Source organism: Bradyrhizobium sp. 76 (genome assembly GCF_023073025.1).
Classification (GTDB): Bacteria; Pseudomonadota; Alphaproteobacteria; order Rhizobiales; family Xanthobacteraceae; genus Bradyrhizobium.
Genome location: NZ_JADPIS010000149.1, coordinates 953,205 through 967,042, shown reverse-complemented (window position 1 = coordinate 967,042; position 13,838 = coordinate 953,205). Strand labels below are relative to the sequence as shown.

Below are 13,838 nucleotides of genomic sequence, written 5' to 3'. Positions count from 1 at the left end.
TCACTTCTCCGCCTTCTTCCCACCCGTCTTCATCTCGCGATAGCGCGCCGCACCACCTTCGCGGATGGTCTGCGCGCTGCGCTCCAGCGCCAGGGCGTCATCAGGCACGTCGCGGGTGATCACCGAGCCCGAGCCGATATAGGCGCCGTTGCCGATCGTCACCGGCGCGACCAGCGAGGAGTTGGTGCCGACGAAGGCGCCCTGCCCGATGATCGTCTTGTGCTTCTTGAAGCCGTCGTAGTTGCAGGTGATGGTGCCGGCGCCGATGTTGGAATTGGCGCCGATCGTGGCGTCGCCAATGTAGGAGAGATGGTTGACCTTGACGCCGGCCTCCAGCGTCGCGGCCTTGGTCTCCACGAAATTGCCGATGCGCGCGCCGTCGCCGAGCGACGTGCCGGGCCGAAGCCGCGCATAGGGGCCGATGGAGACCTTCTTGCCGAGCTTGGTCTCGACGATATGCGAGAAGGAATGGACCACCGTGCCGTCGCCGATCGAAACGCCGGGGCCGATCACCACGAACGGCTCGATCGTCACGTCCTTGCCGAACACGGTATCGGCGGCGAGATAAACGGTTTCGGGCGCGATCAGCGTGACGCCGGCCTCCATCGCCACTTTCCGCAGCCGCGCCTGCATCACGCTTTCGGCCTCGGCGAGCTGCGCCTTGGTGTTGATGCCGCGCACTTCGTCCTCGCTGGTTTCGATCACCACGGCATCCCATCCCTGTTCGCTGACAATGCCGACCGCGTCGGTCAGATAATATTCGCTCTTGGAATTCGCATTGCCGATCTTGTCGAGGATCGCGAGCGCGCGGCGCCCGTCGATCGCCATGACCCCGGCATTGCAGAGGTCGATCTTGCGCTCCTCTGCGCTGGCGTCGGCCTGCTCGCGGATCGCGACCAGGCGGTCGCCGTCCACGATGAAGCGGCCATAGCCGGTGGGATCGGCGGCCCGGAAGCCGAGCGCCGCAATCGCGGCGCCTTTGGCGAGCGGCGCGCGCAGCCGCGCAAAGGTCCCGGCCGAGATCAGCGGCGTGTCGCCGAACGCAATCAGCAGGTCGTCCACGCCCCGCACAATGGCATCGCGCGCCGCCAGCACCGCATGCGCGGTGCCGAGCCGGTCCTGTTGCACGAAGGTGAGCGCGTCGGGGCGGATGCGCTTTGCCTCGTCCGCCACCGCCTGATGGTCGGGTCCGATCACGACCGCGAGCGAGGTGCCGGTTCCCTTGGGCGCCGCGGCGAGCACGTGGGCGAGCAGGCTCTGATGCGCGACCGAATGCAGCACTTTCGGCAGGTGTGAGCGCATACGCGTGCCTTCGCCGGCGGCGAGCACGATCGTGAGGCTGGAACGGGCGGTCATCGAAATCCTGTCAATCGGCCGAATCAAGTGGCGCCAGCGGGCGACGGCCGCCCTGATGAGTTATCGCCTTGCTACCCCCGCAAACGCCCGGAGTTCAAGTGCGACACGCTTTTCCTGTTAATGTTCCCTGATTGATTCGGGGAAGCCGGACAGGGGTTGGGCACTTAACGTTCATGGCAAAGGATTCCGACCCACTGGCGGATGCCTTCGGCGCCAAGGAGACCGGCGGGCTGTTCTCCGGACTTGTGGCCGAGGAGAGTTCGTTCGATCGCGGCATGATGTGGCGGCTCGGCTCATGGGGCGTGGCGGCCGTCGGCGCCGTGGTGCTTGCCGTGTTCGCCAACCAGGCCCAGCTCGGCTGGCGGCGCGATCAGGTTGCGTCCGCCGATCTCGCGCGGCAGGCCGACCGGCTCCAGATCCTGACCAAGGAGAGCCAGAACGAGGCCCGCCGGCTCGCCTCCGCGATCGAGACGCTGAACACCGATCGCGACCGGCTCTATTCGCGCGTCACCGTGCTGGAGCAAGGGCTCGATTCCGTCACCGGCGCCATCGCCAAGCAGACGACAACGCCGCCGCAGGCGTCCGTTGCGAAGCCGCAGGACGCGCCGGCTTTGATCGGGCCGCCGACGCCCGGCATCGGGCCGGTCGCCTCGACACCAGCTCCGGCCAACGACAAGCCGCGCACTGAGGCCGCAAAGGAGCCGTCGAGCCCGCCGCCGCAGAGCGCAGCGGCGGCCTCGCTGGTCGCGCAGTCGCCGGCGACGAATTCGGCACTGCCGATGCTTCCGTTGGTCCCATCCAAATCGATCATGGCGCCGCCCGATCCGGCCGCCCCGAAACTGGTTCAGCCCGAGGCCGCTGAGAAGACCACTGAGAAGGCTGCCGAGAAGAAGCCCGATCCAGTGCCCGCCCCGATCGAAGTCGCCGCTGCACCAGCCAAGCCGCCGGAGGCCGCCGAAAGCGAGGCTCCCGCGATCGCGGTCCAGCAGACGCGCTTTGCGATTGATCTCGGTGGCGCCAACTCGCTCGAAGGCCTGCGTGCACTGTGGCGCGGGGTGACCAAATCCAATCCCGAGATCGCAGCGTTGCGGCCGATCATCATGATCAAGGAAGGCAACACCGGCCTCGGCATGCAGCTCCGCCTCGGCGCCGGCCCGCTCATCAACGCAGCAGCTGCGGCAAAACTCTGCGCCGGCCTCGCCGAGAACGACCGCCACTGCGAGACCACCGTGTTCGACGGCCAGCGGCTGTCGATGCGCGGCGGCCAGGAAAAGGGACAAGAGAAGACTCAGGATCGAGTTCAGGAGAAGAACTCCGACAAGAACCAGGACTCGGTGCCGCAAGCCGAGACCGCCCCACCGCCCGCGCCCGCCGCCAAGCCGGACAAGCATCGCCGCAGCTATTCCTCGAAACGCTCGTCGAAGCGCGAGGAGCCCGCGCCTGCTCCTGCGGCGCAGCCGGCCGCACAGCCGAAGCCGGAGACGGCGTCGGCGGGATCGACACTGTCGTCGTTCTTCAGGCGGTAGACGCCGCAGCCGCTCTGCGGCGGGAAGACCATCTCGCGGCTAACGTATCAAACGATACGGAGGCGCCCGACATAAGACGGCAGTATCCGCGACGAAGATGATTCGGAGCGGAGATGGCGGACGAGACGTTTCTGCGCGAGCACCTCGCGCTTATCCGCGAGTTGGCCGAACAGGCCGACCCCTATATCAGGAAGCGATTGCTGGCCTTGGCCGAAAAATACGAACGTCGGCTGAGGGACCAGAACCGGACGATATAACCTCGCCCTTGAGAGCTCATCGGCGCACGCAACCACCTACTCGATGCGCGCTTTTTCCTTCAGGTCACGAATGCGGTTGTCAGCCTCATCCTTCGACTGAACCAGTTCCGACCAATCCTCGACCCGAGCTTGCTTGCTCAGCCGCTTGAGTTCGTCCAGTTGCTCCTGAGTTGGCTTTTCCATGCTCGCTCCTTGTATGCAGCGTGCGTGCGCGGTCACACCGTTTCAAAACCTGCGCAGCCCCAGCCTGTTCCTGGATATCTTCGGGCCAGGCGCGGCCGCCTTGCTCCTCCCTTAACTGGCCGCAATCGACATAAATTCACCTTCCCTGTTGCCCGTCCGCGCCATCCCGACCATATTGCCGCCATGACAAAAAAGCCCTTCCGTCTCACGCCCTACCAGGTGCAGTTCCTGATCGTCGTCGGCTTCGCCAGCGTCGGCTATGCGCTCTATCTGCGCTACCTCGGAATCGAAAACTCGCAGGTCGGTCTCGCCTGCGACGCCGGGCTTCAGACCCTGGTCTGCAAGGCGCGCTCGGTCTCGACCGTGCTGTTCAAGAATTCGGTGTTCGGCATCGTCGCACTGGTGGTGGCGACGCTGAACCTGATGCGGCCGTCGATCGTGCTGCTCACCGTCGGCATCATCGCCGCCGGCCTCGGCATCGTGCTCTACAATGTGGTGCTGTCGGGCCTGGCGATCGGCCTGTTCATTCTTGGATTTGCTCGGCCCGCGCCCGCCACAGCGTGAGCGCGAACAAGAGATAGATCGCGCAGGTCCACAGCGACTGCCAATTGTCGCGGCCCTCGTTGAAGAGCACATAGGCCGCCGACAGCGTCAGCACACCGGCGAACACCGACTCCGCGATCGGACGCTGGCCGATCTGCGGCCGGTTCAGCATCAACAGCGCGAACGGCACCACCGCCATCGTCAGCGAGGCGTAGGGGAAGTCGTGGTAGCGCGGGTCGAACACGAAGGCGAGCGCGGTCTGCGCCGCGATTACCGCCGTCACCGCCAGCGTCAGACCCAGCACGGCGGTGAGCTTCGACCATTTCCGGCCCTCGCGCGGACCGAGCAGATCGAGGAAGGTCGGAAGGCTGCGGCCGATCACCATCGCCTGCGCGCAGAAGATCGGCGACAGGATGCCGGCCGCGAGCAGCGTGCCCCAGAGCAGCCAGCCGCCGATGCCGTAGCTCTCGTAGTACATCTTGTCGGCGCCGATCCCGAGCAGGATGCCGGCCGAGGTGGCCGAGATCGCCACACCGAGCCAGGCCGAGAAGCGCGGCGTCCAGGGCCTGCGCCGCAACGTCAGGCCGGCGACCGCGAACACCAGCACGCCGAGGCCCATGCCGGCGCCCATGTACCATTTCCAGTAAGGGAAATTGCTGATCGGCTGGCCCGGCGGATATTTCAGGCTCCGGCGCACCGAATCATAGAGGCCCCAATAGCCGCCGACGGTGCCTTCCAGCTTGCGCTTCCACGGCTGGTCGTAGGACTCGATCAGATTGACGCGGAATTTCTGCGCTTTCGCGAGACTCAGGATCTCCGAGACCACGCGCGCCTGGTTGGTGCGCGACGGCAGCGCGCCCTCGCGCATGCGCCCTTCGCTCGGCCAGCCGGTTTCGCCGATCAGGATCTCCTTGCCGGGAAATGCGACTGCCATGCGCTCGCGGATCTGCTCGACATGGGAAGCGGCAAACTTCGCCTTGACCGGGAAGTCCTCCCAATAGGGCAGGATGTGGATCGTGACGAAGTCGACGGCGTCATAGATCTCGCGGTTCCTGAGCCAGAACTCCCAGACATCGGCATAGGTGACGGGCACGCTGACCTGGGCCTTCACGGAGCGGATGATGGAGACCAGGTCCGCGGTCGTCATCTCGCCGCGCAGCAGCACTTCGTTGCCGACGATGATGCTGGTGATGATTCCGGGGAAATCCTTGGAAAGGCGAATGGCGAGCGCGGCCTGCTCGAAATTCTTGGTGCGGTTGCTGGAGAGCCAGATGCCCTGGAGCACTTTCAGCCCGCCGATCCGGGCCGCGATCGCCGGCACCTGGTCCAGCCCGTTCTCCATCGAATAGGTGCGGACGCAGTCGGTGATCTCCTTGAGCTGGCGCAGGTCCTGCTCGATCTGGTCGGCCTCGATATGAGTCCATGCGTTCAGCGGCGACTGCTCGCCGCGGAACGGCGCGTAGGAGACGCACCGGACCTTGTCGGCGGGATCGATCGGGGCGCGCGCGAGCGAGATCGGCGTGGCAAGCCACCACCACACGGCAGCGATCGCACCCAGTGAAACGAGCAGAAGCGCCAGTGGCGTACGAAGAGAAATCGGTTCCGTCCTCCGCGAAGGGCCGTCGATTACCTGCTAGCACGCCGTCTGCCAAGGGGGTGACTCCGTTATGGATCCATCCCTCCCCTGAGGAATTTACCTGCGGCCGTTCGACCGAGGCCTAGGATCGTGACTTTGCTGGACAAAATTCCAAATTCAGGCCATGGACTCGGGAGGACTTTTCCGCCGCATTGGAGACCCATTTGGACGCCATCACCGGCGCGTCCGCGAAGGTCCTGACGCGGACGGTCAGTGATATATTGGGGAATTCATGCGGCAACGGGTGTTCGAGTTACGAAATGCGGTCCTGCGGCAGTTCGCCGCCACCTTGGCCGTTTCTTCCCTTGTCATCCTGATGGGTATCGGCGCCGCCTCCGCCCAGAGCGGCACGCCCGCCCCGGACCAGAGCAAGGCAACAGCCCAACCCGCCGACGCGGCCAAGGATGCCGCCCAGAACCAGCGCCGCACCGACGAGTTCGCCGAAGCAGCCCAGGTCATCAGCGGCCCGGCCGGCAATCCCGAATGCGTCTGGCTCGGCCGCCGCGTGGTGCGGCTGATGTGGCGGGATGACCTCGATACCGCATTCCGCCATCTCGACCTCTACGACCGCTTCGGCTGCCCCGGCGGCCACATCCAGGCTGCGTTCCGCTGCCTGACCCGCTTCGGCGGCCAGATCGATCCCAAGGTCGCCGAGACCCTGGATAGCCGTGTGCACGCCTGCTGGATCAATCCGGCGTCGCAGCCACAGCAGGCGGCGGCCGCGGCCGCGGCATCGCAGCCGGCCGCGCCGGCCGCGGGCAATGCGCAGCCGCAGCCGGCCGCGAGCCCCTCGCCGGCGGCAAGCCCGTCACCGGCGCCCCCGAAATAGCCGCGATTGTTTCAGCCTCCGTTCAGGAACGATGGGCGATAGAGGCAATTGGCACTGCTGCGAATTCCGAAATGTGCATGCCCTCATATGGTCATGAGGCGATGACAGTTGTGAAACCGCGCGGCAGAGGTATGCTCCATTTGCCGCGGACTTGGTCGGATCTCGGGGTCGGATCCGCTTCCCTGCCCCCTCAGCCCCTTTTTGGTTAGCCGCGATGCGGGTTGTCGCCGCCGTTCTGTTGCTTGTGTCCGCGCTCCACGCCGGCCTCTGGGGAGTCTTGCGCGACAAGGAACCCGCGCCCGACTTCAAGGGCCTGTTGCCCAGCCTCTCCTACATGCCATTCGAGCCAGGGCATGTCGTCGACCTCAACGTCGATCCCGACAAGATTCGCGCGGACATGAAGAAGCTCTCAACCCTCACGCGGGCCATCCGATGCTACGCAGCGGCAGAGGGCAACGAACTGGTGCCGCCGATTGCCGCCGAGTTCGGTCTCAAGGTGATGGTCGGTGCCTGGATCGGCAAGGACGAGGATCGCAATGAGCGGGAGATCAAGGCGGCGATCGAACTCGCCCGCAAGAACAGCAACGTCAACGGCGTCGTCGTCGGCAACGAGGTGATCTATCGCGCCGACCAGAAGGTCGAAGCCCTCATCGAGATGATCAAGAAGGTCAAGGGCTCGGTCCGCGTGCCCGTCACCACCGGCGAAATCTGGAACATCTGGCGCGACAACCCCGACCTCGCCTCCAACGTCGACTTCATCGCTGCCCACGTGCTGCCCTATTGGGAGTTTTTCCACTCGAACGAGGCGGTCGACCAGGCCGTCGACCGATATAACCTGCTGCGCAACCTGTTTCCCGGCAAGCGCATCGTGATCGCAGAGTTCGGCTGGCCCAGCGCCGGCTATAATCTGGGCAGGGCCGATCCGGGTCCGTTCCAGCAGGCGCTGACCTTGCGCAACTTCGTCAGCCGCGCCGACGCCATCGGCATGGAATACAACATCGTCGAGGCCATCGATCAGCCCTGGAAGTATTCCGAGGGCGGCGTCGGTCCGTACTGGGGCATCCTCAACGCCAGCCGCGAGCCGAAATTCGCCTGGACCGGCCCGGTGGAGAATCCCGACTATTGGAAACTGATGGGTGTCGCGCTCCTGGTCGGAATTCTGCTGTCGCTACCGATCCTGCGGCTGCAGCAGCCGACGGCGAAGCAGGCGTTCCTGCTGTCGGCCACCGCCAATGGCGTCGGCGCGTGGGCCGCCACGGTGTTCGCGTTCTGGAACGGGCACTATTTCATCTTCGGCTCCGCCTTCGCGCTCACGCTCGGTATGATCCTGCTTGTTCCCCTCGTGCTGATCGCGATGGCGCGCATCGACGAGATCGCGGCCGTCGCGTTCGGCCGGCCGCCGCAGCGGCTGCTCACAAAGGGCAAGCCGGTCGAGAGCGTTCCGGAGAATTACTTCCCAAAAGTCTCGATCCACATCCCCGCTTATTTCGAGCCGGTCGAGATGCTCAAGCAGACGCTCGATGCGCTGTCGCGGCTGAACTATCCGAACTACGAATGCGTCGTCATCATCAACAACACGCCGGACCCTGCCTTCTGGCAGCCGATCCAGGATCATTGCCGCGCGCTCGGTGAACGCTTCAAGTTCATCAACGCCGAGAAGGTGCAGGGCTTCAAGGCCGGTGCGCTACGCATCGCGATGGACCGCACCGCCGTCGACGCCGAGATCATCGGCATCCTTGATGCCGACTACGTCGTCGATCCCGACTGGTTGAAGGACCTCGTGCCGGCTTTCGCCGATCCCAGCGTCGGCCTGGTGCAGGCGCCGCAGGAACATCGCGACGGCGATCTGTCGATCATGCACTACATCATGAACGGCGAATATGCCGGCTTCTTCGACATCGGCATGGTCCAGCGCAACGAGACCAACGCCATCATCGTGCACGGCACGATGTGTCTGATCCGCCGCGCCGCGATGGACAGGGCCGGCGGCTGGTCGTCCGACACGATCTGCGAGGACAGTGATCTCGGCCTTTCGATTCAGCAACTCGGCTGGACCACGCACTACACCAACCACCGCTACGGCCAGGGCCTGCTCCCCGACACCTACGAGGCGTTCAAGAAGCAGCGTCACCGCTGGGCCTATGGCGGTCTCCAGATCGTCAAGAAGCACTGGCGGAACTTCCTGCCGGGACGAAGCCGGCTGACGCCCGACCAGAAGCGCGAATATGGCCTGGGCTGGCTGAACTGGCTGGGCGCCGAAAGCCTCGGCGTGGTCGTGGCGCTGCTCAACCTGGTCTGGGTGCCGATCGTCGCCTTCGCCGACATCGCCATCCCCGACAAGATCCTGACGCTACCGATCATCGGCGCCTTCGTCGTCTCGCTCGCGCATTTCTTGTCGATGTACCGCGCCCGCGTCGCGATCAAGCCCGGCCAGATGCTGGGCGCGATGATCGCCGCGATGAGCGTGCAGTGGACGGTGTCGCGCGCGGTGGCGCAGGGACTGATCACCGAGCACATCGCGTTCGCGCGCACGTCCAAGGGCGGCCTGTCCAGGATGTCGATCGAGTTCCAGGCGTTCTGGGAGGCCGTGATCGGCGCCCTGCTCCTGATCGGCGCCGGCGTGCTGGTGGCCTCCAACAGCTATCGCCAGATCACCGAGATCTACATCTTCGCCGGCGTACTGGTGCTCCAAAGCCTGCCGTTCCTGGCCGCGGTCGCGATCGCCATCCTCGAGCTCAGCCGCATCAACTCGTTCCAGTTCTGGCGCGACAGCGCGATCCGCACCGCCGAGCTGATCGGCCTGCGCCCGGTCGCGCTGCCGACCCCCGCCGGCACGCCGCAGCAAGTGCCCGTGCCGAGCGAGGTCCGGCGGGAGGCGAACTGACGGGGCTCCGAACGCGGCATCCGTCCTGTGGGGCGGACGTCGCGGCTTCTTCGGCGTGGATGACGGCCGCTATTCCGGTTGAGAATCCCGGCTCAAGCATTGGAAACGGCGAGCGAATTCCCGCTGTTGCCTTCAACTTCGGCACCCTCGCCTGCTATTGACCTCCGGGCCCCGTCCCCCTACACAGCGCGGGCCGAAAGCATGATCCGGAAACAGCCGGTTTTCCGCAACGCTTGCGTCGATGTGGCAGCAAGACATGCTTTTCCAAATGTCCGAAGACGATGGCGATTTCTTCAAAGCCATCGGCGGCCATGGGAGCGCGTAGCTCAGCCGGTAGAGCACGTGACTTTTAATCACGGGGTCCTGGGTTCGAGCCCCAGCGCGCTCACCACATTAAGCAATTACTTACGCCGAGACGACGCGCTCCGATAAGACTGTGTGTCTGCAGATCGGCTGCCGGTGTTGGCACGCGCGGCGCTTCGATGCCCCCTCTGCACCGCGCGCGGCAGGCGCGCCGCGGACATGAGGCCCGACTGGACGGCAAAAGTCCTGCATCGGTGATCGCTGCCCTCTCGCTCTGTGACTATCGCCGGAATGAACGTTCGATCTCGCGCAGCATTGCCAAGACCCGGTCAGTATACCGCCCGTAGGACAACTGCTGGTCTGCGAGACTCGCCGCCGCCAGGACGAGAGCAGCCATGGCCACGCCCTTGATCATGGGCCCTTCCGCTTTTGCGTCACCAGTCGCAATGGAATGTTGTGCAAATTCGCGCGGCCTCGCACGGCCGGTTCTGTCCTGCCCAGCGCCTGCGCGATCTCGCTGGGTCGACACCCGGCCGCCGCCATCGCCAGCAGTTGTTGATGCTCCTCCGGTGTCCACCTCCGGATCAACGGATAGCGTGACTGTGCCATCGCCCGGCGTCCCCAGCCTGTTGCAGTTTATCCTCGGCTGCATTTGCTGAGTCGCGCTTTAACCTATGATAGCCAACCCCCGCAGGACGGGGGCGAGCGGATGGCGCCGGACTGGCGCGTCCACAGGGCCAGGGCTTGGACGTAGGCTCCACGGCGGCGTAAGCCGGTAGTTTTCCGGGCTGTAGATTTTCGCCGGTCTTAATAATTCTGGCGAATGATTGCTCCGATGATTGGAGACCTCGACCATCAAGCAGAAGCCATCGCCGCGATGCAGAAGGCGATCGCCGCGACATGTCCCGCCGAGCGGTTGAAGTGGTTGCGGACCGCCTTGGCCTGGAAGGACCTTGCAAGCCTGGCGAAGGGCAAGGCGGCAGCCTGAAGGTCACAGCCAACCCCTGCTAGCCGCTCAAGATCTCGCGCAGTTTTCGATCATCTTCCCGAGTGCGGAGCGGAGAACCGGCTTCTCCAATCGGGGACATTGCGGAAGCCAACTGACAATCCATCGGATGTGTGGCTGGTCAGGAAGAAAAATGGCAAGCCGCGACCACGAGTGATCTCCGCCACCAGTTCGGTCGTTTCATCGCCAAGCCTCAGGTCGAGAATGGCCAAATCGAAGTCAGCCACCCGCGCGACTTCGATTGCTTCCTTCAGGGTGCCTGCTTCGGCGACGACTTTGTGACCCAACTCCTCGAGCATGTCGCAGACCATCATACGAATGTACGGATCAGCGCTACGTCCTCCACGGCGAAAATTGTGAGTGCGCCCATGCTCCGTCGTTGGCCTGATGTCAATGTACGTCGCGTCATGCGGCCCAACAGTTCCTGGGGCCTCGGCACCCTCCTGTGTTCACTTTTGGACACATTTTGGGGAAAGAAAGCCGGGGCAAAATCGTAGGTTCCAGCCTTCGGAGACGGACAGCGCCGTCGCCTCTCATCCTGGTGGTGGAGGATGAATATCCATTGCAGGCGGTGGTCGAGGAAGCCCTGCTGGAGGCCGGCTTCGCGACTGACATCCTGTCGTCTGCCGAGGAAGCTCTGACTCTCTTCAGAAGCGGAATGAAGGAGTACCGGGCGCTCGTCGCGGATGTAAACCTCAAGGGCAGGCTCAGCGGCTGGGACTTGGCCAGACAGGTCAGAGAACGAGAGCCGACGTTGCCCGTAGTCTACATGACCGGTGGTGTGGCGGACGATTGGGGCTCGCTAGGGGTCCCAAGCAGTATCTTGCTGCAGAAGCCGTTCGCGCCGGCCCAGCTCATCACTGCGGTCTCGCAGCTCCTCAATCACGTCACTCGTGAGTAAAACCGCCGTCGGGCGAACCACAATCTCATTTATATCGACATTGGCGGGTTGCTCCATTGCAAACGCGATTGTACGAGCTACCGCTTCGGGCGAAATCGCATTTTTATAGATCTCAAGCATGCGCGCACTGTCGGACCCTGTGGTCTTATGTTGGATGCCGGTGTCGACGGCACCTGGCGTGATTAAAGTCGACCGTATTGGCGTAGTTGCAAGTTCGGCTCGAAGACCTTCGGATAGCGCCCGGAGCGCAAATTTAGAAGCCGAATGCACTGCGCCGCCTGGCGAAAATCCTTGAGGCCATGGATGGAACTGAGACTGATGATATGCCCGCGCTGCTGGCGCATGAAAACCGGCAGAACAGCCGCGATTGCCCACAGCGCCCCCTTTATATTTAAGTCGATAGTGGCCTCCCATTCCACGGTGTTGATCTCGATCAGCGGGCGGACAAACATGATCCCGGCGCAGTTGATCAGCGTATCCAGCGAACCAAAATCCTGAGCGACCTTCGCGACTGTTGCCCTTACTGCTCTTTCTGTGTCACGTCGACGGGATAGACGCGGCTTTCGCCACCCATGTTGCGTATCGCCCTTGCAACATCCTCGGCCTTCGCTTCGTTGATCTCGGCGACCGCGATCTTCGCCCCTTTTGATGCGAGATCCTTTGCCGCTGCTGATCCGATGCCGCCAGCGCCACCAAGAATATGAACAACTTTGTCTTTAACGTCGCTCATCCACCATCCCTCTACGTTGTGCGAACGTAGCTCACTAAAGTGCCGTGTTGAATGAGCGTTTTTGATTGCCGACGGCGAAAAAATGAGTCGGCTTGATCTGCTTTGGCCCGCACCTCTATCGCGCTCGCAACTCATCGAACTGTTCTTCAACAGGATCAAGCAGTGCGGTCGGGTGGCGACGCGCTACGACAGGCTTGCAAGAACCTACCTCACCTTCGTCCACCTCGCATCTATCCGGCTATGGCTGGCCGCGCGCTATGAGTCCGCGCCCTAGGTTTCACCAACTGCCTGCGCAGACTGGCACAAACTGCACATCACAGCCGTCCAATCTTCGGATACCGTTTGCAACCTTAGCGAGATGAGCGGACACGCTCTGCGGATGGCAGAGCGCATGCGGCATGGATTTGCCGCGTGCTCAAGACGTGCGTGCAAAGGAAAGAGATGTTGACGCAACGCAAGCGTCCGCCTCTCCCCCGAGCGCCAAAAAGAGGAGACCAGACAATGCGTCTAATGAGCAGGGCAAAGAGCTATCGTCGAAGTCTCCCAGAGTTGGCGCAGTAGCATCGGGTGGAATGCGCGTATCGGAGCTTCCACCATGTTGCGAGCGGATCTGGATCACTGCGAGTGGTTGCCGGATGATTTGAAGAGCGGCGAGATGGTCTTCATTCCCGGCGGAACCTTTCGCATGGGTTCGGACCATCATTATTCCGAAGAGGCGCCGAGCCATCGCGTCGCTGTCGACGGCTTCTGGATTGACCGCACGCCCGTGACCAACCGGCAGTTCAAGCAGTTCGTCAACGCAACCGGCCATGTCACCGAGGCGCAGGTCGTTCCCGATCCGAAGGACTATCCAGGCGCGCTGGCGGAGATGCTCTACGCGGGATCGCTAGTGTTCTCCCCGCTGCCGCGCATCACCGATCTCACCGACTGGAGCCAGTGGTGGACTTTCCTGCGCGGCGCCAGCTGGCGCCATCCCTATGGTCCCGGCAGCAACATCAAGGACCTCGACGACCATCCCGTCGTCCACGTCTCCTTCAGCGATGCGGCAGCGTATGCCCGCTGGGCCGGCAAGGACTTGCCGACGGAGGCGGAGTGGGAGTTCGCGGCGCGTGGCGGCCTCGAGGCGGAGGAATACGCCTGGGGCGACGCGCTGATGCCGGGCGGCAAGCACATGGCCAATATCTGGCAGGGCAACTTCCCCGTCCAGAATCTCGGCGAGGATGGGTACGAGCGTACCTCGCCGGTCATGGCCTTCCCGCCGAACGGCTACGGCCTCTACGACATGATCGGCAATGTCTGGGAGTGGACCTCCGACTGGTGGTCGTCAAAGCACGCCGCCGATGCCGCAAAACCCTGCTGCATCCCCAAGAATCCTCGCGGCGGCGGTGAGCACACAAGTTACGACCCGCGCCTCCCCGACATCCAGATTCCGCGCAAGGTCCTCAAGGGCGGCTCGCACCTCTGCGCGCCGAATTATTGCCGCCGATATCGCCCGGCCGCGCGGCACGCCGAACCGGTCGACACCTCGACCAGCCATGTCGGGTTCCGCTGCGTGGTGCGAATGCCGTCTGTGACCGAACACCAACAAGGACGCGCTGCAATCTAGCGAGCGCCGCTGGCGGATGCCGGCGTCAGCGGTGCGCTCCGCGCGTCGGATGATTTCGATATGCAACTTTATCTATCG

13 protein-coding genes, 1 tRNA gene and 2 pseudogenes are annotated in these 13,838 nt (G+C 63.7%); 10 read left to right on the top strand and 6 right to left on the bottom strand.

Annotation, left to right across the window (positions count from 1 at the left end; translation table 11 throughout):
• Window positions 1-1,356, bottom strand: a complete 1,356-nt coding sequence (gene glmU / locus IVB48_RS40165) for a bifunctional UDP-N-acetylglucosamine diphosphorylase/glucosamine-1-phosphate N-acetyltransferase GlmU (RefSeq protein ID WP_247408736.1) — start codon at window positions 1,354-1,356, stop codon at window positions 1-3.
• A gap of 173 nt (window positions 1,357-1,529) precedes the next feature.
• Here glmU and IVB48_RS40160 point away from each other — a divergent pair, with 173 nt between their 5' ends.
• Together IVB48_RS40160 and IVB48_RS40155 are read left to right on the top strand one after the other, a co-directional pair.
• The gene (locus tag IVB48_RS40160; protein WP_247408734.1) at window positions 1,530-2,882 is read left to right on the top strand and encodes a hypothetical protein; all 1,353 of its coding nucleotides are present in this window, start codon (window positions 1,530-1,532) and stop codon (window positions 2,880-2,882) included.
• 113 nt (window positions 2,883-2,995) lie between these two features.
• Window positions 2,996-3,139, top strand: coding sequence for a hypothetical protein (locus IVB48_RS40155; RefSeq protein ID WP_247408732.1), 144 nt, complete (start codon window positions 2,996-2,998; stop codon window positions 3,137-3,139).
• 36 nt (window positions 3,140-3,175) lie between these two features.
• Here the strand turns inward: IVB48_RS40155 and IVB48_RS40150 are convergent, their stop codons facing one another.
• The gene (locus tag IVB48_RS40150) at window positions 3,176-3,322 is read right to left on the bottom strand and encodes a hypothetical protein (RefSeq protein ID WP_155809610.1); all 147 of its coding nucleotides are present in this window, start codon (window positions 3,320-3,322) and stop codon (window positions 3,176-3,178) included.
• A 183-nt stretch (window positions 3,323-3,505) separates the two neighbouring features.
• Between IVB48_RS40150 and IVB48_RS40145 the strand changes: the two genes are divergently transcribed.
• The gene (locus IVB48_RS40145) at window positions 3,506-3,886 is read left to right on the top strand and encodes a hypothetical protein (protein WP_211395731.1); all 381 of its coding nucleotides are present in this window, start codon (window positions 3,506-3,508) and stop codon (window positions 3,884-3,886) included.
• On the opposite strand, the gene IVB48_RS40140 is transcribed toward IVB48_RS40145, so the two are convergent.
• Window positions 3,846-5,405, bottom strand: a complete 1,560-nt coding sequence (locus tag IVB48_RS40140) for a beta-(1-6) glucans synthase (RefSeq protein ID WP_247408731.1) — start codon at window positions 5,403-5,405, stop codon at window positions 3,846-3,848. The genes IVB48_RS40145 and IVB48_RS40140 overlap by 41 nt on opposite strands.
• 328 nt (window positions 5,406-5,733) lie before the next feature.
• Here IVB48_RS40140 and IVB48_RS40135 point away from each other — a divergent pair, with 328 nt between their 5' ends.
• The 4 genes from IVB48_RS40135 (at window position 5,734) to IVB48_RS40120 (ending at window position 10,505) form a co-directional block, all read left to right on the top strand.
• On the top strand, window positions 5,734-6,330 hold the full coding sequence (locus tag IVB48_RS40135; RefSeq protein ID WP_247408729.1) for a beta-1-3, beta-1-6-glucan biosynthesis protein: 597 nt from the start codon (window positions 5,734-5,736) through the stop codon (window positions 6,328-6,330).
• A gap of 214 nt (window positions 6,331-6,544) precedes the next feature.
• The gene (locus tag IVB48_RS40130; protein ID WP_247408727.1) at window positions 6,545-9,214 is read left to right on the top strand and encodes a glycosyltransferase; all 2,670 of its coding nucleotides are present in this window, start codon (window positions 6,545-6,547) and stop codon (window positions 9,212-9,214) included.
• Window positions 9,215-9,529: 315 nt separating this feature from the next.
• Window positions 9,530-9,605: transfer RNA gene (locus tag IVB48_RS40125), tRNA-Lys, on the top strand.
• Between the two features lie 747 nt (window positions 9,606-10,352).
• A complete protein-coding gene (locus IVB48_RS40120) occupies window positions 10,353-10,505 on the top strand; it encodes a hypothetical protein (RefSeq protein ID WP_247289894.1) in 153 nt (50 codons plus the stop codon).
• 50 nt (window positions 10,506-10,555) lie between these two features.
• On the opposite strand, the gene IVB48_RS40115 is transcribed toward IVB48_RS40120, so the two are convergent.
• Window positions 10,556-10,822 carry a response regulator gene (locus IVB48_RS40115; RefSeq protein WP_247408725.1) on the bottom strand — a complete coding sequence of 89 codons (267 nt, stop codon included), beginning with the start codon at window positions 10,820-10,822 and terminating at the stop codon, window positions 10,556-10,558.
• 242 nt (window positions 10,823-11,064) lie between these two features.
• Here IVB48_RS40115 and IVB48_RS40110 point away from each other — a divergent pair, with 242 nt between their 5' ends.
• Window positions 11,065-11,424 (top strand): response regulator, encoded by a 360-nt coding sequence (locus IVB48_RS40110; RefSeq protein ID WP_346659031.1) that lies wholly within the window; start codon window positions 11,065-11,067, stop codon window positions 11,422-11,424.
• Here the strand turns inward: IVB48_RS40110 and IVB48_RS41060 are convergent.
• Window positions 11,326-11,694: an SDR family NAD(P)-dependent oxidoreductase gene (locus tag IVB48_RS41060; protein ID WP_346659030.1), complete on the bottom strand. Its 369-nt coding sequence runs from the start codon at window positions 11,692-11,694 to the stop codon at window positions 11,326-11,328. The genes IVB48_RS40110 and IVB48_RS41060 overlap by 99 nt on opposite strands.
• Window positions 11,607-12,154, bottom strand: a pseudogene (locus tag IVB48_RS41055) (SDR family NAD(P)-dependent oxidoreductase). The gene IVB48_RS41060 and the pseudogene IVB48_RS41055 overlap by 88 nt, the downstream one beginning before the upstream one ends.
• A gap of 95 nt (window positions 12,155-12,249) precedes the next feature.
• Here IVB48_RS41055 and IVB48_RS40100 point away from each other — a divergent pair.
• Together IVB48_RS40100 and IVB48_RS40095 are read left to right on the top strand one after the other, a co-directional pair.
• Window positions 12,250-12,428, top strand: a pseudogene (locus tag IVB48_RS40100) (transposase); the annotation flags it as partial.
• 321 nt (window positions 12,429-12,749) lie between these two features.
• Window positions 12,750-13,760 (top strand): formylglycine-generating enzyme family protein, encoded by a 1,011-nt coding sequence (locus IVB48_RS40095; protein WP_247408721.1) that lies wholly within the window; start codon window positions 12,750-12,752, stop codon window positions 13,758-13,760.
• The last annotated feature ends 78 nt before the right edge of the window (window positions 13,761-13,838 follow it).

Coding starts and splice junctions, on each gene's coding strand:
- IVB48_RS40160 (WP_247408734.1), top strand. CDS start 1,530: ATGGCAAAGGATTCCGACCCACTGGCGGATGCCTTCGGCGCCAAGGAG.
- IVB48_RS40135 (WP_247408729.1), top strand. CDS start 5,734: ATGCGGCAACGGGTGTTCGAGTTACGAAATGCGGTCCTGCGGCAGTTC.
- IVB48_RS40120 (WP_247289894.1), top strand. CDS start 10,353: ATGATTGGAGACCTCGACCATCAAGCAGAAGCCATCGCCGCGATGCAG.
- IVB48_RS40115 (WP_247408725.1), bottom strand. CDS start 10,822: ATGCTCGAGGAGTTGGGTCACAAAGTCGTCGCCGAAGCAGGCACCCTG.
- IVB48_RS40145 (WP_211395731.1), top strand. CDS start 3,506: ATGACAAAAAAGCCCTTCCGTCTCACGCCCTACCAGGTGCAGTTCCTG.
- IVB48_RS40130 (WP_247408727.1), top strand. CDS start 6,545: ATGCGGGTTGTCGCCGCCGTTCTGTTGCTTGTGTCCGCGCTCCACGCC.
- IVB48_RS40155 (WP_247408732.1), top strand. CDS start 2,996: ATGGCGGACGAGACGTTTCTGCGCGAGCACCTCGCGCTTATCCGCGAG.
- glmU (WP_247408736.1), bottom strand. CDS start 1,356: ATGACCGCCCGTTCCAGCCTCACGATCGTGCTCGCCGCCGGCGAAGGC.
- IVB48_RS40095 (WP_247408721.1), top strand. CDS start 12,750: ATGTTGCGAGCGGATCTGGATCACTGCGAGTGGTTGCCGGATGATTTG.
- IVB48_RS40150 (WP_155809610.1), bottom strand. CDS start 3,322: ATGGAAAAGCCAACTCAGGAGCAACTGGACGAACTCAAGCGGCTGAGC.